This window comes from Paraburkholderia suaedae (assembly GCF_040812055.1).
Lineage (GTDB): Bacteria > Pseudomonadota > Gammaproteobacteria > Burkholderiales > Burkholderiaceae > Paraburkholderia.
In genome coordinates this window covers 52420-74739 of record NZ_JBFOAH010000014.1, presented here as the reverse complement: position 1 = coordinate 74739, position 22320 = coordinate 52420, and the positions used below count along the sequence as shown (strand labels likewise).

Annotated in this window: 19 protein-coding genes and 2 pseudogenes; 14 read left to right on the top strand and 7 right to left on the bottom strand. The window is 60.4% G+C overall.

What is annotated here, in order from left to right; translation table 11 throughout:
* Positions 1-2: 2 nt before the first annotated feature.
* From ABQJ48_RS19685 to ABQJ48_RS19665, 5 genes are all read right to left on the bottom strand, one after another.
* Entirely contained in the window at positions 3-896 is an 894-nt protein-coding gene (locus ABQJ48_RS19685; RefSeq protein WP_367839677.1) for a helix-turn-helix domain-containing protein, read from the bottom strand.
* Between the two features lie 201 nt (positions 897-1097).
* Positions 1098-1541, bottom strand: a complete 444-nt coding sequence (locus ABQJ48_RS19680; RefSeq protein ID WP_367839676.1) for a MaoC family dehydratase — start codon at positions 1539-1541, stop codon at positions 1098-1100.
* Positions 1538-2731: a CaiB/BaiF CoA transferase family protein gene (locus ABQJ48_RS19675; protein ID WP_367839675.1), complete on the bottom strand. Its 1194-nt coding sequence runs from the start codon at positions 2729-2731 to the stop codon at positions 1538-1540. Before ABQJ48_RS19675 ends, ABQJ48_RS19680 begins: the two co-directional genes overlap by 4 nt.
* Before the next feature lie 45 nt (positions 2732-2776).
* Positions 2777-3922 carry an acyl-CoA dehydrogenase family protein gene (locus ABQJ48_RS19670; RefSeq protein ID WP_367839674.1) on the bottom strand — a complete coding sequence of 382 codons (1146 nt, stop codon included), beginning with the start codon at positions 3920-3922 and terminating at the stop codon, positions 2777-2779.
* A gap of 46 nt (positions 3923-3968) precedes the next feature.
* Positions 3969-4394 carry a MaoC family dehydratase gene (locus ABQJ48_RS19665; protein ID WP_168666765.1) on the bottom strand — a complete coding sequence of 142 codons (426 nt, stop codon included), beginning with the start codon at positions 4392-4394 and terminating at the stop codon, positions 3969-3971.
* A 423-nt stretch (positions 4395-4817) separates the two neighbouring features.
* Between ABQJ48_RS19665 and ABQJ48_RS19660 the strand changes: the two genes are divergently transcribed.
* From ABQJ48_RS19660 to ABQJ48_RS19635, 6 genes are all read left to right on the top strand, one after another.
* Positions 4818-5849: a TRAP transporter substrate-binding protein gene (locus tag ABQJ48_RS19660; RefSeq protein ID WP_367839673.1), complete on the top strand. Its 1032-nt coding sequence runs from the start codon at positions 4818-4820 to the stop codon at positions 5847-5849.
* A 12-nt stretch (positions 5850-5861) separates the two neighbouring features.
* A complete protein-coding gene (locus tag ABQJ48_RS19655) occupies positions 5862-6395 on the top strand; it encodes a TRAP transporter small permease (protein WP_367839672.1) in 534 nt (177 codons plus the stop codon).
* A gap of 11 nt (positions 6396-6406) precedes the next feature.
* On the top strand, positions 6407-7678 hold the full coding sequence (locus tag ABQJ48_RS19650) for a TRAP transporter large permease (protein ID WP_367839671.1): 1272 nt from the start codon (positions 6407-6409) through the stop codon (positions 7676-7678).
* A 54-nt stretch (positions 7679-7732) separates the two neighbouring features.
* Complete coding sequence (locus ABQJ48_RS19645) at positions 7733-8620, top strand: enoyl-CoA hydratase-related protein (RefSeq protein WP_367839670.1); 888 nt, start codon at positions 7733-7735, stop codon at positions 8618-8620.
* A gap of 181 nt (positions 8621-8801) precedes the next feature.
* A complete protein-coding gene (locus tag ABQJ48_RS19640; RefSeq protein ID WP_367839669.1) occupies positions 8802-10037 on the top strand; it encodes a CaiB/BaiF CoA transferase family protein in 1236 nt (411 codons plus the stop codon).
* Positions 10038-10103: 66 nt separating this feature from the next.
* Positions 10104-11828, top strand: coding sequence for an FAD-binding protein (locus ABQJ48_RS19635; RefSeq protein ID WP_367839668.1), 1725 nt, complete (start codon positions 10104-10106; stop codon positions 11826-11828).
* Positions 11829-11955: 127 nt separating this feature from the next.
* Here the strand turns inward: ABQJ48_RS19635 and ABQJ48_RS19630 are convergent, their stop codons facing one another.
* Positions 11956-12195 (bottom strand): hypothetical protein, encoded by a 240-nt coding sequence (locus ABQJ48_RS19630; RefSeq protein WP_367839667.1) that lies wholly within the window; start codon positions 12193-12195, stop codon positions 11956-11958.
* A 106-nt stretch (positions 12196-12301) separates the two neighbouring features.
* On the opposite strand from ABQJ48_RS19630, the pseudogene ABQJ48_RS37860 reads away from it, so the two are divergent.
* The 3 genes and pseudogenes from ABQJ48_RS37860 to ABQJ48_RS19625 all read left to right on the top strand — a co-directional run.
* A pseudogene (locus tag ABQJ48_RS37860) lies at positions 12302-12530 on the top strand (hypothetical protein); the annotation flags it as partial.
* A gap of 214 nt (positions 12531-12744) precedes the next feature.
* Positions 12745-12870, top strand: a pseudogene (locus ABQJ48_RS37855) (glutathione-dependent formaldehyde dehydrogenase); the annotation flags it as partial.
* A gap of 375 nt (positions 12871-13245) precedes the next feature.
* A complete protein-coding gene (locus ABQJ48_RS19625) occupies positions 13246-14391 on the top strand; it encodes a glutathione-independent formaldehyde dehydrogenase (RefSeq protein WP_367839769.1) in 1146 nt (381 codons plus the stop codon).
* 786 nt (positions 14392-15177) lie between these two features.
* On the opposite strand, the gene ABQJ48_RS19615 is transcribed toward ABQJ48_RS19625, so the two are convergent.
* Positions 15178-16488, bottom strand: a complete 1311-nt coding sequence (locus tag ABQJ48_RS19615) for an MFS transporter (protein WP_367839666.1) — start codon at positions 16486-16488, stop codon at positions 15178-15180.
* Positions 16489-16706: 218 nt separating this feature from the next.
* On the opposite strand from ABQJ48_RS19615, the gene ABQJ48_RS19610 reads away from it, so the two are divergent.
* The 5 genes from ABQJ48_RS19610 (at position 16707) to ABQJ48_RS19590 (ending at position 22315) form a co-directional block, all read left to right on the top strand.
* A complete protein-coding gene (locus ABQJ48_RS19610) occupies positions 16707-17552 on the top strand; it encodes a phytanoyl-CoA dioxygenase family protein (protein WP_367839665.1) in 846 nt (281 codons plus the stop codon).
* A gap of 1 nt (position 17553) precedes the next feature.
* A complete protein-coding gene (locus ABQJ48_RS19605; protein ID WP_367839664.1) occupies positions 17554-18993 on the top strand; it encodes an aldehyde dehydrogenase family protein in 1440 nt (479 codons plus the stop codon).
* A gap of 88 nt (positions 18994-19081) precedes the next feature.
* Positions 19082-19996 carry a LysR family transcriptional regulator gene (locus ABQJ48_RS19600; protein ID WP_367839663.1) on the top strand — a complete coding sequence of 305 codons (915 nt, stop codon included), beginning with the start codon at positions 19082-19084 and terminating at the stop codon, positions 19994-19996.
* A gap of 25 nt (positions 19997-20021) precedes the next feature.
* Entirely contained in the window at positions 20022-20969 is a 948-nt protein-coding gene (locus ABQJ48_RS19595; RefSeq protein WP_367839662.1) for a D-2-hydroxyacid dehydrogenase, read from the top strand.
* Positions 20970-21151: 182 nt separating this feature from the next.
* Positions 21152-22315: a CaiB/BaiF CoA transferase family protein gene (locus ABQJ48_RS19590; protein WP_367839661.1), complete on the top strand. Its 1164-nt coding sequence runs from the start codon at positions 21152-21154 to the stop codon at positions 22313-22315.
* Positions 22316-22320: the final 5 nt, after the last annotated feature.

Sequence of the window (22320 nt, the reverse complement as noted above, 5' to 3'; positions counted from 1 at the left end):
CTTCAGATGCTCAGTTTTTCCAGGCTGCGGCGGAAGTCGATGGGCGAGCGGCCCGTATGCTTGCGAAAACATCGGCTGAAGTAGGCCGGGTCGTCGAAGGCAAGCTGTGTTGCGATCTCCGCCACATTGACCTCGGAATGCAGCAGCAGACGCTTCGCTTCCAGCATCACGCGTTCACGAATCAGCTTGGCCGCAGTGCTGCCGAGCGCCTGGCGCGTTGCATCGTTCAATGCGCGTTCCGTGACGTTCAGCAGGCATGCGTAGCGGGCGACGTCGTGGATCGTGGTGAAATGTTTTTCCAGCAGGCTCTTGAAGCGTCGCGACAACAGCACGCTACGCGACGAATTGACCTCGGTGACGGCGTCGCCGCCCAGGCGCGCGGACTTGATTAGCAGAACCCGCAAATATGACCAGATCACGTCCTCGTAGCCTGCCTCTTCACCCTGGTATTCCGCATTGATTCCATCGAGCACACGGCGAAGGTCCTGAGCCTGTGCGTCGCTCATATAAACCGTGTTCGGAATTCGCTCGAAATCGTAGACGGGAATCTCGGTCTGCGAATGGCGGTTCTGCACCTTGAACGCGAAAAATTCGGACGAGAAACTGATCGCGTGCCCGATGGTGTCTTCGGACAACGCGAAATCGTGGATCTGGCCGGGGGCCATGAAAAACAGCGTATTGGGCCGCACCTCGTAGCGAATCGAGTCGATGATGTGGTGACCGCTGCCCGACTCGACCCAGACGATGTGATAGAACTCGTGCCGATGAGGATACGGCAACGTCGATTTCATATCTTCGAGAGGCGCGAGATGAAAATCGATCGACTTGATTCGCGACCCATACTCGTAGTGGGCGATCTTGAAGACCGGCAACTCACAACCACAACCGCTACGCATCTGATTTGTCTCCTGCATCCAGCGCACTTATCAGGCTCGCTTAGCCAGTTGACCCCTTAGCTAAGTCGAGCCTGCTGTTTCTCCTTCGTCGGTTCGGCACCGAAAGTAGTCTCATTGTAATTAGCAAAGCGGCGTGACGGCTGTTGTCGAAAACCCGGACAGGATGGGTTTCGCGTGCGGATCGTCAGCAGGTGTGTCAGCTCATCGGAAACGCAATTCCTTCAGCGCCGACAGTCCGGTCAGCACCGGCTTGCCGTCCTGATTGCGAACCATCGTGTCCATCACGAGAATGCGCTTGGCGGGTTTCTTGTCGACCACGGTCACATGGATTTTGATCGTATCGTCGATGAAGACGGGTCCGAGAAAGCGCAACTCCTGCCCGACATAGACGAAGCCGGGACCGGTCAACCCGGTATGCGTCGTCGACACCAACGCCGCGGTCAGCAGACCGTGCGCCACGCGCTGTCCGAACGGCGTGTGGGCCGCGAAGTGCTGATCCATGTGCAGCGGATTCAGGTCACCCGACAGATGGCCGAACGCGTTCACGTCACTTTCCGAAATGGTACGCACGAGGACCTGGCAGCGGCCAATCGCGATATCGTCAAAGCGCAGCATCTCCTGGCTCTGATTCAGATGCGTGTTCATGCGGTTCTCCGCTCGGTCAGCGCCGTGCCGGCTTCGACCAGCGTATTGATTTCGTGCGGCTCGTAGCCCAGTTCGGCGAGCACTTCGCGGGTGTGCTCGCCTTGGCGCGGCGGCTGACGGGTGAGCGGTGGTGCTGCGCCGTCGTATCGAACCGGATGCGCGAGCAAACGAACCGGCCCGGCCTGTGGATGGTCGACCTCCATGATGATGCGGTTGTGTGCCACTTGAGGGTCGGCCTCGACCTGATCGTAATCGTTCACGGGCGCGTACCAGATGTCGTGCTCGTCGAAGGTCGTCATCCAGTCGGCCGTCGTGCGCGTAGTCAGCACGTCGTACACGATGCGGTTCAATTTGTCGCGGCGGCGCACATTGTCCTTTGGGTGCGAAAACCCGGCGAGCGTGGGCTGACACAAGGCCGCCGCCAGCTTCTCAGTGGGCGTCAGCGAAACCGCGATCCAACCGTCGAGAGTCCGGTAAATCCCGTAGGGCGCCGGATGGAACCGGCTGCCGGTCGGCGGGTTTGTGCGCGGCCAGAGTGGCCCCTTGTTCAGGTAGTAGGTGAACGGCTCGATCTGAAGATCGAGCGCCGCGTTGAGCAGATTGCTTTCGACCAGCGTGCCTTTGCCGGTTCGTTCGCGTGCCTGCAAGGCCGCGACGACGCCGAAGGCTGCCAACGCCGCAGCGTGCTGGTCGACGATCGCCGATCCGACTGGCGTGGGCGGGGAATCGGCCTCGCCGGAGAGCATCGTCATGCCGCTGATGGCCTGTAGCAACAGGTCCTGCCCCGGCCGCTTGAGATACGGTCCCGATGACCCATAGCCGGTGCACGAGCAGTACACGAGCCGCGGGTTGACCTCCCGGACATCGTCGTAACCGAACCCCATGCGCTGCAGGACGCCGGGCCGATAGTTTTCGATCAGCACATCCGCTTCCTTGATCAGCCGCCAGACGATCTCTCTCGCGCGCTCGTCGCGCAGATCCAGCGAGATGCTGCGCTGATTGCGATTGCCGAGCAGGAAGAACACGCTCACCCCTTCGACATACGCATCGAAGCCGGTCCAACTGCGCTCGAATGCGCCGCCCGGCGGTTCGATCTTGATCACGTCGGCGCCGACGTCGGCCAACATCTGCACGGCCGCGGGGCCCTGCAAGAAGTGAGTAAAACTTAACACCTTGATGCCTTCCAGCATGATTTGTCTCCTGCCTCGCGTGTCCGTATCTGTTTGACTGATGGCTCAGGCAAGCAGGTTTCGCGAGATGATCATTCTCTGAATCTCCGAGGTCCCCTCGACGATCTCCAGCACCTTGGCGTCGCCGAATGCGCGCGACACCGGGTACTCGCTCATCACGCCGTAGCCGCCATGTATCTGCAACGCCTGATGGGCCGCCTCCATCGCGCGCTCTGTGGCGAAGAGCTTGGCCATCGACGCCTGCTGATCGAAGCGAACGCCTGCATCTTTCAGCGCGGCGGCATCGTAGAGCATCAGCCGCGCGGCATGCGCGTGGGCTGCCATGTCGGCGATCTTGAACTGCAGCGCCTGGAACTCGGCGATCGGCTTGCCGAATGCGCGCCGCTCCTTCATGTACGCGATCGACCGATCCAGCGAACCTTGCAGGATGCCTAGCGCGAGCGCGCCGATCAGGATTCGGCCCGTGCTGATCTGGGCGAGCGTCTGTCGCAAGCCCGCACCGCGTTCGCCGAGCAGATTGGCGGCCGGGATCGCGCAGCGCTCGAAGTACAACTCGTAGGTGCTCGATGCGCGCCAGCCGATCTTGCGCAGCTTGCGCCCGTAGCTGAAACCGGTGGTGCCGTCGGGCACGATGAAGTTGGAAATTTCCTTGCGGCCGTCAGGGCGCGTCCCCGTTACCGCGGCGATGACGACCGGTCCGGTCACATCCGTGCCGGAGTTGCTAATGAAGGTCTTTGATCCATCGATGATCCATCGGTCGCCGTCCAGGGTTGCACGCGTCGCGATGTTGGCCGCGTCGGAGCCCGCGTTGGGCTCGGATAATCCGATCGCGCCGACCTTGCGGCCGTCGAGGATAGGGCGCAAATAGCGGTCCTTCTGCTCATCGGTGCCATAGTTGGAGAGCAGGCTCGCGACCGTCGAATTGGCCATGAGCGAGTTGGCGATTGCGCAATCCACTCGTGCGAGTTCTTCCAGCACGATCACATAGGAAAGCCATTCGCCACCGCCGCCACTCCAACTCTCCGGATAGGGCAGGCCGGCGAAGCCGAGCTCGCCGGCACGCTTCCAGATGTCGTAAGGAAAGGCTTCGGCTTCCCAAAGCTCTTCCGAGACAGGAGCGATTTCGTTTTCCGCGAAACGGCGCACGGCGTCTCGTATCGCGGTGTGTTGTTCGTTTAACCAATGCGGCATGTTCGACTCTGTGAAAAGCGGGAGAGATTAAAGGCAGTGCGCTGTGTTACAGCACCTTCAGATAGGTATCGCCAGATGCGACCACCGTGCCGTCCTGGCGCGTGACCTCTGCTCTGAACACGCATACGTTGCGATCGTCGTCCTTCTCGCGCAGCGTGAGCCGGGCAGTGACCGTGTCGCCGATAAATACCGGCGCGTTGAACGTGATGTCGTAGCGATAAGAAACCGCACCGGGGCTCGGCGCCTTTTGCGCCATATAGCCCATCACAGTCGATAAGAAGCCGACCGACAGACATCCTTGCGCGATGCGCTTCTCGAAGCGCGTGGTTTTGGCGAATTCCTCGTTCAAATGCACGGCATAGAAATCGCCCACGATCCCGGCGAAGCCGTAGATATCGAATTCGGTTACGGTCTTGGCGAAATCGGCAGTGTCGCCGACCGCGTAACAATCCATGTGCGGGCGTTTGGCCATGGTGGTTCTGACAGTGAGTGTGGGTTGAGAAGCCGGCCTGTTCCTTGTTGATTGGGGCCGGCGGGCATGACTCAAATTTAATCAGTGCGGGTTGCCGACCGTTAGGACGGTTTGCAGGAATGCTTGGACTTTTTTGACCGCACGCACGTAGTGATTTCAGTATTCACGCGATCCGCAAGGCGCCCGCGAATAGCCCGCGCTCAGCCCTTCGTCAGTATCGCCAAGGGTCTTCCCCCGTGTGCGCCGGATAAATCGCCAGACAGTCCGGGAAACGCTTGCTACCGAAGACGCCGTAAAAAAGTACAAGAAATCGGCCGACCGGTCCTAACGCCCGTTGCGTGCACTCGCGAATACTTGAAGCGCCTGCAGACGGATCGGCCTGATGCGGCGTGAAAACTACATTCCAGTACGGAAGGAGACGAAATGAAATCATTGTTTAGCGCGCGCCGCGCAGGACGCGCCGTGATGGTGGGTACGCTGCTCGCAGCAGGCGTCGTCGTCGCAAGCGTTGCCCGTGCCGACGAGCCGATCGTCATGAAGCTGGGCCACACGCTCGCTCCAGACAACCACTACCAGCTGACTGCCCAGGTGTTCGCGAAGGAGGTCGCGCAGCGAACCCACGGCAAGGTCAAGATCGAGGTCTTCCCGCAGTCACAGCTCGGCGGCGAAGTGCAGATGGCGCAAGCGCTGCGCACCGGTACCCAGGAGCTCATGATTTCAGCCCAGGCGCCGATCGGCAACACGATCAAGCAGTGGCAGATCTTCGATACGCCTTATCTCTTCAGCAGCATCGACGACGCCAACCGGGTTCTGCAAGGACCCGTCGGCCGCAAGTTCCTCGACATGATGCCGGCGGCCAACATGATCGGCCTGACCTGGCTGTCGGTGGGCGAACGCAATCTGTTCACGACGAAAAAGCCGGTCGGCTCGCTCGGTGACATGAAGGATATGAAAGTGCGAGTGATGCAGAGCCGCGGCTATATCGCGGGCTATAAGGCACTGGGCGCAAACCCGACGCCGCTGCCTTATAACCAGTTATTTCTGGCGCTTTCGCAGGGTCTGGTCGACGGCGGCGATACCTCCCCGGAGCAGTTCATTCAGGACAAATTTTCCGATGTCGCCAAGCATTACTACCTGACCCATGTGAACTACTTGCCTGTCGTGCTGGCAATGAGCAAGAGCGCCTGGACGCGTCTTTCGCCTGACGAACAGAAGGCGTTTCAGGCCGCTGCCGCCGTCGCCGCGGATTATGACGTGAAGGAATACAAGCACGAATACGACGACGCGCTCGCCACGATGAAGAAGAACGGCACCCAGGTGAGCGGGATCAACACAGCGCCGTGGGTCGCCGCGACCGAAAGGGCGCGCCACAGCCTGCTCAGCGACATTCCCGATGGCCAGGCGCTTTATCAGGAAATCGAGGCGGCCGACAAGTCCGCTGTCGCTTCGAAATGAAGGGAGAGTGCGATGGAAAAGCTTGCCCGTAATCTGCTGCTGATCGACGACCTGGTCCTGAAGATCACGCTGTTCCTATGCGGTGGACTGCTTCTCACAATGGTGCTCGTCGGCGGCCTCGGGGTGGTCTTTCGCTTCGTCCTGCACAACTCGCTGTCGTGGTCCGACGAGCTCGCGGCTTATCTGTTCGTGTGGCTCACGTGTCTCGGTGCAGCGGCAGGAGCCAAGCTGCGGGTTCATCCGGAGGTGCGGGTGCTGGCCGATCGTTGTCCGCCCGCCTTCGCGCAGGCACTGGCGGACCTGACCGACTGTATCGTCCTCGGGCTCGGCGTGGTGTTCGTCATGTATGGCGGCGACATGCTGGAGCTGATGGGCTCCGAAACGGCGACCTCTCTGCCGGTCTCGATGGTGTACCCGTATCTCTCGATTCCCGTCTGCGGCGCGCTGCTGGTCTTTCATTCCGCGGTGCGAATCGCGGTTTCCCATCTCGCGCCCGGCGCGCAAACGAGGCCCTCTCTGTTGCAGGGCGTCTCCGAACATATCTGAGGTGAATCAACATGTGGGCACTCGCTCTAGGCGCCGGATTTCTCGGCTTGGGTGTACCGGTGGCCATTTGCATCGGCATTGCGGCGACGATTGCATTGACGCTGAATGGAACCCCGCTGCTGGTGATTCCGCAGCAACTGTTTGCGAACCTGAATAACGTCGGCCTGCTGGCCATCCCGTTCTTCATGCTGACTGGCGCCATCATGGATGCCGGCGGCGTCTCGCGCCGGATCATCGACTTTTCGCAGGCGCTTGTCGGGTTCATGCGCGGTGGCATCGGGCAGGTGACGATCGTTGCCAGCATGTTCTTCGCCGACCTCTCCGGTTCGGCGACTGCGGACACCGCAGCGATCGGCTCGGTCATGATTCCGGGGATGGTCAAGCAGGGCTATTCACGCGCGTTCGCAGTGGCGCTGCAGTCGGCAGCGGGCTCGCTCGGACTGCTGTCGCCCGTGTCGATGAGCATGCTGGTGTATGCGTACACCGCCAACGTGTCGGTCGGCACGATGTTCGTCGCGGGGATCGTGCCGATGCTGCTGGTGGTGGTTTCCTTCATGCTCGTGAACTACGTCACTGCCGTGCGCCAGAACTATACGGCGGTCGAAGCGTTTTCCGCCGCGCGGCTGTGGGCCACGTTCAGACAGGCGAGCCTGGCACTGCTGACTCCTGTGATCATTCTGGGCGGCATTCTCGGCGGCGTCTTCACCCCGGTTGAGGCCGGCGTTGTCGCGGCGGTCTATGTGACGCTGGTGAGCGCTTTCGTCTTCAAGTCGCTCAAGCTGTCGCACTTCAGGGAAATACTCACGCGCACGGCTATCAATACCACGCGGGTATCGTTTCTTCTCGGGCTCGCGTTCGTGCTCGGCCGCTATCTGATCGAGGCGCAGATCCCGCTGCACGTCGCCAACAGCTTCCTCGCCGTGACGACCAGCGCGTTCGTGTTGCTGATCCTGATCAATCTCTTCCTTCTGGCAGCCCATACGGTACTGGAAACGATCTCGAGTATCGCGGTGGTGATCCCTGTGTTCCTGCCGCTCGTCGTGCAGATGCATGTCGACCCAGTGGTGTTCGGCGTCATCGTACTGGTCAACTCGGCCATCGGCATCAACCTTCCACCGATCGGCTTTTGCCTCTTTACGGCTGCGTCCATCGGCGGCGTGTCCGTCGAAAAAGCGACTCGGGCGATCCTGCCGTTCATCTTCGCGTTGGCGGTCGACCTGCTGCTGATCATTGTCTTCCCGCATATCCCACGCTTCCTGCCGAACCTGCTGGCAATCAAATAACACGAGGACGATGCGTCGTCGGCTACACGCCACTGGCTCAATCTCCACGACCCTATGTGCGTCGATTGTTCGCACGCGAAAAGCGATCGAATTACCGAGAGGCTCATCATGAACACGGCTCACATCGAGCGAAGCGGCGCGGCGCCGGTCCCGCTGGCCGCATTCGAGGACCTGCAGTACCTGAAGCTGGAACAACCAGGTGAGTTCGTCTGGTTGATCACGTTGAATCATCACGACAAGCGCAATGCGCTGTCTGTGCCGCTGCTGGCGGAACTGGCGCGGGTGCTCGCGGCAGCCGAAATCAGCGATGACGTCAGGGCTGTCGTGCTCACCGGCGGCGAGCGTTTCTTCAGCGCGGGGGCGGATATTGCCGACATGGCGGCGCGTGGGGTCGCAGCGTATGCGGACCCGGTGCGCCTCGCGAGCTGGAAGGCGATCGAAACGTTTCCGAAGCCGCTGATCGCGGCAGTCAACGGCTTTGCCATCGGTGGTGGCCACGAGCTAATGATGCTGGCCGATATCGTCGTCGCGGCGGACGACGCGACCTTCTCGCAGCGAGAAATCGTCATCGGCGCGCTCCCGGGCGATGGCGCCACCCAGCGCCTGCCGCGGGTGCTCGGCAAGACCCTGGCGATGAAGCTCGTGCTCACCGGCGAGCCGCTGACGGCAGCCGAGGCCGAGCGCCACGGACTTGTGACCGAGGTCGTACCGCCGGCACGCAGCATCGCGCGCGCTGTTGAGATCGCGTCGCTGATCGCCGCCCGCGCGCCGCTCGCGGTCCGGCTGGCCAAGCGCGCCGTGCTCGATGCGTTCGAGACGAACCTTCAACAAGGCCTGGAGTGCGAGCATCAGGCGAATCTCGACGTGTTCAAGACCGAGGATCGCGCCGAAGGCCACCGCGCATTCGTCGAAAAACGGCCGCCGCACTTCAAGGGGCGCTGACCACTGGTGCGTCGCGCATACGCCTCACGACGGCGGTGGGCAACGCTTGCCTTTAGTTCTGACCGGCATCGATGCAGGTATCCACGCCGCGGTCTGTCGAATGTCGAGGGCCGACGCGGAGTTCAGTAGGGCCTTGGTCTACCTCACCAGTAAGCCGGACTCACGACGTAACGGAGATTGCATGAACGGGCTGAATGGTATCCGCATTCTCAGCTTCAATCATTTTCTGATGGGGCCTTTGGGCGTGCAGCACCTCGCCGATTGCGGGGCCGACGTCATATCGGTCGAACCTGTCGACGGCGCATTTCAGCGCAAGTGGGGCGGCGCGAACCGCGCCATCGATGGACAGACGATGCTGCTTCTGATGGGTAATCGTAATAAGCGCAGTCTGGCGCTCAATCTCAAGGACCCGCGGGCGATCGACATCGTCATGAGCTTGCTGCCTGAAGTCGACGTGGTCGCCGAGAATTACCGTCCCGGCGTGATGGAACAGCTGGGATTGGGCTACGAGGCACTCAAGGCAGTCAAGCCGGACATCATCTATGCGTCCGGCTCGGGATTCGGTCCGGATGGACCCTATGCCAGCCGGCCGGGGCAGGACCTGATCATTCAGGCCATGTCGGGTATCGCGACAATCACGGGAACCCGGCACGACGGTCCGCGTGCGGTGGGCGTGTCAGTTGTCGATCATCACGGCGCTGCGCTGTATGCGAACGGTATCCTGACGGCACTGCTCAACCGTGAGCGTACGGGCGAGGGCTGCCGGGTCGATGTTAGCTTGCTGGCGGCTGCGCTCGATCTGCAACAGGAGTCTCTTACGTGTTTCCTGAACGGCGACGGCCATGACGACGTGCGACAGGCGGGGCGTGTATCAGGTTGGTACTTCCCCGCACCGTACGGCATCTACGCGACTGCGGACGGTTTCATCGGATTGTCGCTGAGTCCTCTCGACCTCATCTATCAGATCCTTGAGATACCGGAAAAGGAACGGATTCCCGCGATACGTGCATTCGACGCGCAGCAGGAAATCTCAGGCCTGCTTGCGCGCCGGCTTGCGCAGGACACGACGGCGCACTGGTTGCCACTCTTCGAACGGCATCATGTCTGGCACACGCGCGTCAACGATTATGCACAGGTGGTCGCCGATCCGCAGGTGCGCCACTTGAAGAGCTTCGAGACAGTCGAAGGTGCAACCGGCAGCCCGGTGACGCTCGTCAATCACCCGGTGCGCTACAACGGCAGCGCCCCGTCTATCCGCACGCCGCCGCCGCGATTGGGCGCGCACACGATCGACATCCTGTCAGGGTTGGGAATGAGCCGGCCGATGATCGACTCGTTGCTGGCGGACGGCGTAATCGGCGTTGCCAACGATGCAGAGACCATTGCCGCGGACGCGGCAAAAGGCGGAGTTGCGTGAAGCGAGGATGAAGCCGTCCATGCGGAGAGCGTGCCGCGCGTGTCGATCAAAACAGGAGAAGCAGGCATGAGTGACAGGTACAGGGAAATCAGTACGGATGTGCTCGTTGTTGGCAGCGGTGGCGCTGCGTTGCGGGCTGCGCTCGAGGCAGACTCCAGCGGCGCTGACGTGCTGGTCGTGATCAAAGGCGAATTTCGCAAAAGCGGCGCTACGTTTCATAGCGTAGCCGAAGTAGGCGCCTTCAATGTTCCGGACGGAGCAGGGGATCCCAGCGACAATCCTGATGTTTTTCTCGCCGATATCCTGCATGCCGCTCAAGGCATGGCCGACCCGCGCTTGAGCGCGATTCTCGCGAACGAAGCGCAGGACTCCCTGCGCTATCTCGAACAGTACGGCGTAAAGTTCGAGCGCGAGGATGATCACTACCTGGTTTTTCGCGCATGCTTTTCTTCCAGGCCGCGCTCGCATGTGATTCATGAGCATTTCAAACCCATCGTGAAATCGCTGGGGACTGAAGCGTCCCGGCGAGGTATCAAGGTCATGGACCGGTTGATGCTAGTCGACCTGCTTTCGCAGGACGGCGAATGTCTCGGCGCTTACGCGATCGATTCGGATGGGAACCCGGTGCTGATCCGTGCCAAGTCGACGATTCTTACCACCGGCGGTGCAAGTCAACTGTTCGCCCAGAACCTCTACCCATCGGACATCACCGGCGACGGCTATGCAATGGCTTACCGCGCGGGCGCGAGACTGGTCAACATGGAGTTCATGCAGGCCGGTGTGAGCGTGCTGACGCCTTTTGTCAACCTGTTCGGCAACTACCTGTGGGACGCGCACCCGAATCTCACCGACCGCGATGGCAGGGCGTTCGTCCCTGACTATCTGCCGGCGGGGCTCGCTCAGGCTGATGTCATTCGGCAAAAAGAGCGGCACTTTCCATTCAGTTCAAGCGACATCTCGCGCTACGTCGAAATTTCGATTCAGAAGGCACTCAACGATGGCCGCGGCACCGTTGAAGGCGGCGTGTTTCTAGACTTCGTCGGATGCGATCTCGAATCGATACTGGCCGACAGGAGCCGCAACATTGCGAGGATGTGGCCGCTGACCTGCCAATGGTATAAGGAGCACGGCGTCGACCTTTATCGCGACAGAGTGCAGATCACCTGTTCCGCGCATGCGATCAACGGCGGTTTATACATCGACGAAAACGCTCAGTCCAATCTGAAGGGTCTGTTCGCTGCGGGTGAGGTGGCAGCGGGTCCACATGGCGCCGACCGTCTCGGCGGCAATATGGCCTTGACGTGCCAGGTCTTCGGCCGCCGCGCGGGCCTCGCTGCGGCCGAACGAGCGAAAAAGATAACGCACCGCGCGACTACCGGGTCCCTGGACGACAATCACACGGTCGCCACGCAATTGCGCCGAAGGGGCAGGTACACGGTGGGCGAACTGAAAGCACGGATTCAGGAGAGTGCCAACCGGTATTTGCTGATCGTGCGCGAGGAAGCCGGGCTTCAGACCTTCAGGCGGATGTGCAGAGAGACGCGAGACCAGTTGTTTCAGGATACGGTGATCGGCACGCCCGCTGAGCTCATGCGGGGCATCGAATTGGCGAACCTGATCCAGGTCGGTGAAATGATGGCTTCGGCATCGCTTGCCAGACGTGAGAGTCGCGGCGGTCACTACCGCGAAGACTTTCCTGAGCGCAACCCGGACTTCGCCAGCAACATCTTCCTCGAGCGGAACGCACCGGAAGGTCTGTGGATCGGGCGACTGGCGGATTTGCCGTCGTAGGTCACAGGCCGAGCGGGACGTTAAGCCTGCGGCCGTGCGCGCCGGAATCCAAACCACGCGCATACCGTAGGCACTCTCGCGTTCCATTGGCACGCGAATCAAGCCTGTCATGCCAGCGAAGCTCAAGTCAGTTTCCAGCACTTTCCTCGCCTTGCCGGGGATATCCGCCGCGTTCATCCATGCCGTTAGCGGAGCCGACGGTCGCTGAGATCTGGGCGAAGTAAGCCCCTGTTTCCCCTGGCAAATAGAGCGCGAGGTCCGCTCCATTACAACTTCCTATGTTGAGATAGCTGTCAACGATCATGCTCGCGGCAAGAACATATAGCCCGATGCCCTCTCCGGACGTAAAACGAAGGAATGTTGTCACTGGACTGTGCTCGTGGGGGCAGCGGTTTAGCCATTGAATTGACAACATTGCTTCGCTAACCTGCGCTGTTCGTTCTCATGTTGCTGCTCGCGCGTTTGGAGTTTGCCGAATGCTGTGCGGCTTTCGCGACGCGCGCCGCAAGCAGGCGTTTCTCTCATGCTTCGCCGCAATCCGCCAGTACTTCGCGTTGCCCAGACATCGATGAACGCGGCATGTCATCGGGCCATGCTAAAAACCGCTTCGTCACATGGCAGGAGTGGACTGTCTCAACTGCAGACAAGAGTGCCGTGGAAGACCCGGGAGCATCCGCTCGCCGACGTGCGGCGGGTTATTGAATAGTGGCTGATTGCCGTGATGGCAGAGTAAGCGTCAATCTAGCGGACGGCGTCGATGGTCACGCGAAGTCCGGCCGGATCCGTTCGCACCCGGCATAGGAGTGTTTCGAGCGCGAGCCGTTTCGTCTCAATGCCCATCGACCACGCCGCAATCGCCGCTACGTCGTACAACGGCGCACGGAGCCTGAACATGCCGCCCTGACGGAATGCCGGCAAGCGTGGCAACTTCTCCGTCTGCGAGCGGACCAGTCGAAACAAAGATGTCGCAGACAGAGTCTGCGACCACACGACTGCCGGCCTGTTTGGTTATACGCATCTGACCGGCGGGATGCGGGCGGGCTGCTGCTTAATGAGGACACTGCGATGTGCCGCGCGAAGCGCGCGGAATTGCACAGATATACGCCTCGCGTCCTGCATTGCCCTTCGTCTGGAATATGCATTGCTGCCCCAAGGCATGCCCGTGCGAACCGGCCGGCTTATCCGATGGAGAGAACCCTCCGCGGCTGGAAGGATAGCACTGGGACGACGTCAAAGACGCCGAAAATGACGGTCTAGCACTCGGTCGGACCGTCTGGCAACGCGCCGGTGTTCAGAACCAGTACGACGCCTGGCGGCATCAGCGGAGGGTCATCTTGTAACGCTGTCCGGTCCGACTCACGGATCCCGGTAATCGAGGGGCGGGTCAGACAGGCATGCGTGTAACCGGAGAAACATGATGAAAGCTGTCGTCTATAGAGGGCCGCGCGATGTCAGCGTGGAAAACGTGCCCGATCCCAAGATCGAGCGGCCGACTGATGTGATCGTGCAGATTAGAAGCACCAATATCTGCGGTTCGGATCTGCATATGTTCGAAGGCAGAACCGACTTTGAAACGGGGAGGGTTTTCGGGCATGAGAATCTCGGCCAGATCAAGGAAGTAGGGCCGGCCGTTGAGCGTTTCAAAGTCGGGGACTGGGTATGCATGCCATTTAATATCAGCTGTGGCCATTGCCGCAATTGCGAAAAGGGATTGACCGCATTCTGTCTGGCCGCCAATCCTGAGCCGGGCATGGCAGGCGCAGCGTTCGGCTTCGCCGACATGGGGCCGTATCAAGGCGGACAGGCGGAATATCTGCGCGTTCCTTGGGCCGATTTCAATTGCCTGAAGCTGCCTCCCGACGCCGAGGAAAAGCAGAACGACTATGTGATGGTGGCCGATATCTTTCCGACCGGCTGGCATGCCACGGAGCTTGCCGGGACGCGGCCGGGAGATGCCGTCGTCATCTACGGCTCGGGTCCGGTCGGGCTGATGGCCGCGCATGCAGCGATGATCAAGGGTGCCTGCAATGTAATGGTGGTCGATCGCCATTCCGACCGGCTCCAGTTGGCGGAATCAATAGGCGCGGTCGCCATCGACGATTCCAAGTGCAATCCGGTCGATCGCGTCATGGAGCTCACCCATGGGCGGGGTGCCGATGTCGGCTGCGAGTGCGTCGGTTATCAATGCCATGATCCCGCCGGAAAGGAGATTCCGAATCTGACCATGAACAATCTCGTCCAATCGGTGAAGTTCACCGGCGGCATCGGTGTTGTCGGAGTATTCACGCCACAGGATCCCGGCGCATCCGATGACCTGGCCAGGAAGGGCGAGATCGCGTTCGACTGGGGAATGTGCTGGTTCAAGGGCCAGCATATCGCCACCGGGCAGTGCAATGTCAAAGCCTACAACCGCCAGCTACGGGACTTGATCCGTGCTGGCAGGGCGAAACCCTCGTTCATTGTTTCGCATGAGATCGAATTGAGCAAGGCGCCGGAGGCCTACCAGCACTTCGACTCGCGCGACCAGGGCTGGACGAAAGTGGTCCTGAAGCCAGGCGGATGAGGGCATTTCTCATGCGTTTATGGCGGATGCCGCCTGCAAGCCGGGTTCGAAGAAGGTCCAACGGGCCCGGTTTGCCCCTTTCTACTGGACCCATGCAGCCTTTCGGCTTCCTTGCCCACAGGCGTACTCTTTTTGAAACCGTCGCTTGAGCGCAATCCGAATCGCCGATGGAGCGTCGCCGACGATAGCGACGCTTTGCGTAATGAAGAGGAGGGAAGCGGCCTCCCGTCTGATACAGGTTGCCTCCAGGCCAAATTGCCCCGGCCTCAGCCACCAGATGACGAGTGCGTTTGCGCGGGCCCGGTCCCGCGCGACGAATTCCGCAGCCTGCTTTCTTCACGCTCCTTCCTGCTCGTCCAGGTTCGACGCAGCGCCAATGCGAGCTGCCCGAGTATCAGTAGCAGGCACACGCCGAGGAATGCCGCGCTGATCGGCTTGTGCACAAATACGGAAAGGTCGCCATGCGACAGCAGAAGAGAGCGACGGAAGTCCTCTTCTGCCATCGGACCCAGGACGTAACCAAGGAGAATCGGCGCAATCGGAAAGTCGAACGCAAGAAAGATAGCACCGAGTATGCCAAACGCGCGGCGACGAAAGGGACGCCGCGATCGGTGCGACGCCCGAATCGCAATTTCCATGCTGCGGCCCCGTATTGCCTGGACTGTCGACGCTCGAAGGGGAGAAATGACGCAGCGTCAGCTCGCCGTTTCGAGCGTTCGTTGAAGGTAGACACGATGTCACGACTGCCATGCGCGCGCGGCCTGGCGCCGCAGCAAAGGCCTGCTCTCAACGATCAATCAGGCGCGACGGGAAGCAGAACACAATCAGGCTGCCAACGAGCATACTTGCGGCAAGAATATAGAGGCCGATGCTCGTAGTGCCCGTGTTTTGTTTGATCCACCCGAGCATGTACGGACTGACGAAGCCGGCCAGGTTGCCGACAGAATTGACGAGCGCGATGCCCGCGGCGGCTGCGACGCCGCCAAGCAAAGCAGGCGGCAGATTCCAGAACTGCGAGACGACCGACAGGACACCCATACTGCCGATCGTCAGTCCGCATACGGCCATCACGGTGCTGTGCGGATACATCGCGGCGAGTCCGAGGCCGATTGCCGCGACGACACCAGGCAACGCGAGATGCCAACGGCGCTCACGTGTCTGATCCGAATGCCGCCCGACCAGAAACATCGCAATGACGGTCGCCGTGTATGGAATCGCGGTCAGCAAGCCGACCTGTAACGGATCGGTTACGCCGGTGTCCTTGATGATCGTGGGCATCCAGAACAGAACGCCGTATTCGCCCATCAGGATGAAGGCATACATGACGCACAGGATCCACGTGCGCGGGTCGGTGAAGGCGCCGCGCAGCGAATGCACCTGAGCATCCGGGGTCTCGCGCTCCAGGTTCTCTGCGAGCAATTGCTTCTCAGCTTCTGTGAGCCATTTGGCGGAGCGGACATCGTTGCCTAGTACAAAAAACACGGCGATGCCGAGCAGTATCGACGGCACGGCCTCGAGCAGGAACATCGACTGCCATCCGGACCATCCGCTGACATTGCTTGATGCATGCATGATCCAACCGGAGAGCGGGCCGCCAAGCATGCCGGCGAGGGGAATGCCAGCGAGGAACAGTGCAATGATGCGTCCGCGGCGCGACGACGGATACCAGTACGTCAGGTAGAGCAGAATACCGGGCAAAAAGCCGGCTTCAGCTACGCCCAGGAAGAAACGCATGACGTAGAACATGGTCGGCGTTTTAACGAACACCATCGCCGCCGAAATAAGACCCCATGTGATCATGATTCGGGCGATCCAGATCCTGGCGCCGACCTTGTGCATGACGATGTTGCTAGGCACTTCGAATATCACATAGCCGATAAAAAAGATACCCGCGCCGAGACCATAGACCGTTTCGCTGAACTTCAGCTGATCGAGCATCTGGAGCTTCGCGAAGCCGACGTTCACCCGGTCGAGGTAGCCGGCTGTGTAGCACATGAGTAGAAAGGGGATGAGTCGCCACGATACCTTCGAATAGACACTGCGCTCGTCTAGCGGTGCTTCCGCATAAGGCATGGCGGCTGGCGTGTTGATTGACATGTCTCGCTCCATAATGAGTTGGCGGCTTTTCGCTACGCTTTCGTCTGCGGCGGCCGGATCTGATCGCTTTCGGTCGAATGGGCAGGCCAAGTATGCAAGAACAGGGGGATGGGGTCATTCTCAACTTGGCAACGCCGCCATCGCGATTGAACAACCAAAGGAGATGCCCGCTGTTTTAGACTTGCTTCGTAGCTGGCTTGGCTAAACAAGGAGACGAGATGGAACTGAGCAAACAACAGATTGCGGATTACCACCGTGATGGATTTATCGTTATTCCCAATTGCTACAGCAGTGAGGAAGTGCGCGCAATCAGGGAGGACACCGAGCGTTTGTGCGCGATCGAGGCGGATTCCATCTTCCGGGAACGCACCGGTGCGGTACGTTCGATCTTTCGGGTGCACGAGACCGACGGACCCGTTGCCTCGCCGCAATATCGGGCACTGTCGCGCACGCCACGCCTGCTGCGTCCGGTGATGCAATCGCTTGGCAGCGACGAGGTGTATATCGCCCATACCAAGGTCAACACCAAGTCCGCGCTCGAGGGCACAGGCTGGCTTTGGCATCAGGACTTCGGTTACTGGGTGCACGATGGATACCCCCAGAACGACATGCTGACGGCGATGGTCATGCTCAGCGATACGCAGGAAATCCACGGCGCGCTGTACATGATTCCCGGCAGCCACAAATTGGGCCTCGTGGACCATTACTACGACGATAGCCAGGCCGCTTACCAGTTGCCGCAACGCGCGGTACAGCGCGATCGGATCAAGCAGATCCTCGAGACGTCCGGTGCGCCGGTGCCGATCGTCGGCAAGGCGGGCGCGCTGGTGCTGTTCCACTGCCTCACCATCCACGGCTCGGGCGTCAATATGTCGGCGGAGGACCGCTGGCAGGCCTACATCACCTATAACCGCGTTGCAAACCGTCCTCGTGACGTGGAAAAGCCGCGCGGCGACTTCGTGCGTTCGACCAACTGGGCGCCGCTTCCCATCGAAAGCGACAATGGAATTCTTGCCGCCGGCCAACGCTGGCAGGAACGCGAAGTCTCAGTACAGGGGAAATAACGTGACGACAGCCCATCATTTCATTGGCGATCAATGGGTGGCTTCTTCGAGCGGCGACACAATAGCCGTGGTCAACCCGTCGACGGGCCAGGAATTTGCACGCATTGCGCGTGGCAATGCGGCCGACATCGATGCCGCCGTCAAAGCGGCGCGCAACGCGTTCGACACCACCTGGCGACGTGTCGGTCCGGTCGAGCGCGGCCGCATCCTCGCGCGACTGGGCCAGCTCGTGCTCGATAATCACGAGACGCTGACGCGCATCGAATCGCAGGACACAGGCAAGCCGCTAAAGCAAGCTGCGGCCGACATCACCGCATGCGCTCGCTACATGGAATTTTATGCGGGTGCCTGCGACAAGCTGCATGGGGAGACCATTCCTTTTCTGCCGGGGCATACGGTGTTGGCTGTTCGGGAGCCGCACGGTGTAACGGGGCATATCATTCCATGGAATTATCCCGCCGCAATGTTCGGACGCAGCGTCGCGGCTTCGCTGGCGGCAGGCAACGCATGCGTGGTCAAGCCGGCCGAAGACGCCTGTCTCTCGTATCTCAAACTGGCCGAGCTGGCGGCCGAAGCGGGCCTACCTGCAGGCGTGCTGAACATCGTAACGGGCTACGGCCGTGAAGCCGGCGTCGCGCTCGCCGAACATCCCGGCATCGCGCATATCTCGTTTACGGGTTCTCCCGCGACAGGCACCGCCGTCGCACAGGCGGCGGCCAGGCACCATTGCCCGGTGACGCTCGAACTCGGCGGGAAGTCTCCGCAAATCGTCTTCGAGGACGCCGATCTGGATGCCGCATTGCCGGTCATTCGCAATGCCATTGTGCAGAACAGCGGCCAGACGTGTTCCGCCGGTAGCCGCTTGCTGGTGCAGGCTTCGCGCTACGAAGAGCTAATCGAACGACTCGCGCGCAGCTTCGAAGCGGTTACAGCCGGCCCTGCGGAAGGAAACTACGATTGCGGGCCGCTGATCAACGCGACCCAGCTCGATCGGGTGAAAACGTTCCTTGCCAAGGCCGATGCCGACAACATCCGGGTTGCGGCGACCGGGAAGCTTGCGCAGAATGCGGCACAGGGTGGCTATTTTCAGCCGCCCGTGCTATTGCGTGATGTACCGCACAAACACACGCTGGCTCAGGATGAAGTGTTCGGCCCGGTACTGGTTGCGATGCCGTTTGCGGACGAAGCAGAGGCCGTTCATCTTGCGAATGACACCGCGTTCGGCCTGGTTGCAGGTATCTGGACGCGCGACGGCGGCCGCCAGATGCGCCTTGCTCACGCGTTTCATGGGGGCCAGGTGTTCGTCAATTGCTACGGCGCGGGCGGCGGCATAGAGTTGCCATTCGGCGGTGTCAAGCAAAGCGGGTATGGTCGCGAGAAGGGGATGGAGGGCCTGTTGAGCTTTACGACCTTGAAGACGATCACTCTCAACCACGGCTGAGGGCACACGTTGGGTGGGCCAGGCCTGATTATCAGAGCCGTGCCTTGCACACTCAACTCTGGCCTTGCCGGAGCAACATGGACCCCGCATGCGGATTGATCTTGTTACGTTAAAAATATTCCTGACGGTTGTTGAAGAACGCAACTTTGCACGCGCTGCGGAGCGTCACTTCATTGCGACGTCCGCCGTCAGTAAGCGGATTAGCGATCTGGAAGACACGCTCGGAGTGCAATTACTCGAACGCCGTAACATGGGCGTTCGGCCGACGCCCGCTGGACTCGAACTCGTGACGCACGCAAAGGACATGATGTTGGTGATGGCCCGCATGCGCGCGCAGATGAGTGAATTCGGCGACGGCTCCAAGGGCGAAGTCCGGGTGTTCGCCAACAGCACCGCGATCGTCGGTTTCCTTGGCCCGACCATCCGGACCTTCCTGGAAGCCTATCCGCAAATCGACGTTCATCTTGAAGAATGGAGCAGCCCGTTCATCGTTCGTGCGTTGCGCGACGGTCTCGCGGATCTGGGCGTGTTCTGGGCGGGCGTCTCGACGGCCGGACTGATAGTGCATCCTTTCAGACGTTCGAACCTCGTCGCCGTGGTGCCGTTGCGGCATCCCCTGGCGGACCGAAGTGAAGTCTCGTTCGCCGAGACGCTCGATTACGATCTGATTGCCTTCCACGAAGGCAGCCTGGTGTTCCGCATGATGCAGTCGTGCGCCGCAGACTTGCAGCGCAAGTTGCGTGTCCGTTTGCAGGTAACGAGCTTCGATGCGATGCGCACCATGGTGCGCTCCGGAATCGGCCTCGCAGTCATGTCCGACGTCACTGTGAAAACGCCCGACGAAAGCTATGGCTACAAGGTCGTCCCCCTCAGCGATGAATGGACGAAGCTTGAAACCCTGATCGGCTACCGTGACTTCGATGCATTGCCACGCTGCGCACAGAATTTCGTTCGCCATCTGCAATCTCCACACCCTGGTCTGATGGAAGGGCGACAGACGTAACCGAACGTTGGAGATATCTACTCACATGAGCCATATAGTCTTTCTGGACAGCGCAACCTTGCCTGTACCAGTACCTCGGCCCCGGCCATCCGACCGCTGGACGGAGCGACCCAGCACCCGCGAGCATGAGCTTATCGACGCGCTGGCGGACGCCGACATCGCCATCACCAATAAGGTTCCGCTTCGGTCGGACACGCTGCGGCAACTTCCGCGCCTCAGGTACATCTGCATCGCGGCCAGCGGTTACGACATCGTAGATGTGGCCTATTGCCGGGAACACGATATTCAGGTGTCCAATGTGCCTGCCTATGCCGCATCGAGTGTTGCGGAGCACGTAATCGCCTGCATTTTCATGTTGCGAAGGCAGATGCTTTCTTATAGTCAGTTGGCTGCGTCTTCTGCCTGGACGGCGTCGCCGGTGTTTTGCGTTCACGGCGCGCCCATTCGCGACATACGCGGTGCAACGCTAGGTCTGATCGGCTCGGGCGCGATCGGCAAGGAGGTCATGCGAATAGCGACAGCCCTGGGTATGCAAGTGCTGCTAAGCGAGCGCAAGGGCAAGACCGAAGCGCGGCCAGGCTACACCTTATTTGACACTGTGATTGCCACCAGCGACGTGATCTCGTTGCATTGCCCTTACTCAGTCGACACGGAAGGGCTGATCGGAGAACGCGAGCTTTCGATGATGCGTCCCACTGCTGTGCTGATTAACACGGCGCGCGGTGCGCTCGTCGACGAACGTGCGCTTGAAGCGGCGCTTTTCAGGCAAACCATCGCCGGTGCGGCGCTTGACGTGTTGCAGGTGGAACCACCGCACGAGCAGCATCGTTTCGTCACCGGTCAGCCGGACAATCTTTTGCTGACGCCCCATGTGGCATGGGCGAGCTCATCTGCAGTCGAGACGCTTGCACGCGCCGTTTCCGAAAACGTGGCGAGTTTTTTGGAGCGACGCGCCTTGAACCGGGTTGCGTGAAACGACTCGCTACGTTCAGTGGTTCGTTAGACCACCGGCGCAAGTCTTCGATTGCGAACGCGGCATTCATAAATCGATGATTCACACGCCGCATCGCCTGCGGGAAACTTTCTCAAGGAGTCGGGCGCGAGCAATCAGGCAGCCCGTTAGACCGTCCTCAACCAACTGAGAAAGCGTCGGATATGAATCTTCCCCTGGATAACATCACCGTGGTATCGCTCGAACAGGCGATCGCCGCTCCGCTCGCGAGTCGGCATCTTGCCGATTGGGGCGCACGCGTCATCAAGATCGAACGGCCCGGCAGCGGCGATTTTGCCCGCGGATACGACAAGGCAATGCACGGCATGTCAAGTCAGTTCGTTTGGGCCAATCGTTCAAAAGAAAGCCTGGCATTGGACGTAAAGTCAGAGTTCGGGCAGGAGGTACTGGAAGAACTGTTGCCACGCGCGGACGTGTTCATTCAAAACCTCGCGCCCGGCGCCGCGAAGCGACTTGGCCTCGACGCCAGGTCACTCGTCGAGCGCTATCCGCGCCTCATAGCCTGCGATATCTCGGGCTACGGTTCGACGGGACCCTATGCGAAGAAGAAGGCCTATGACCTGCTTGTTCAGTGCGAAACCGGCTTCCTGTCGATCAACGGCACACCCGATGATCAGGCAAAGTGCGGTTTGTCTATCGTCGATATCGCAACCGGCATGTATGCGCTAAACGGCATTTTGCTCGCGCTCTATCGCCGCGAGCGGACAGGCAAAGGCACCGCATTTGAAGTCTCGCTGTTCGACGCCATGGCCGAGTGGATGAGTTACCCGGCATATTACACGCGCGACAGCGGCAAGCCGGTCGAACGCTCCGGCGCGCGCCACGCAACCATCGCACCATATGGGCCATTTACCGCAGGCGACGGCAAGACGGTTTTCTTCGGAATCCAGAACGAAAGGGAGTGGCGGAGCTTTTGCGAAAAAGTGCTGGGTGATGCGACGATTCGCACCGACCCGCGCTTCGCGTCCAACCCGGATCGCGTGCGCAATCGCGACGCTCTTGAAGCATTGATCAACCAGTACTTTGCCAAATGGACGAGCGTCGAGCTGGGGGATCTTCTGGAACGGGCGGCCATCGCCAATGCCTGCATGAACACAGTCGAAGAATTCCTTGCGCACCCGCAACTGCACGAACGCGGGCGGGTGACGTCCATCGGGAGTCCGGAGGGTCCACTTGAGGTTTTCCTGCCGCCGATGATTATTGACGGACTGTCCCCGGCGATGAAAAACGTGCCCGACCTGGGCGAACATACCGACGACATCCTCGGCGAGCTGGGACTGCATCCGTCCCGCCTGCGTATCGCCTGACCCAT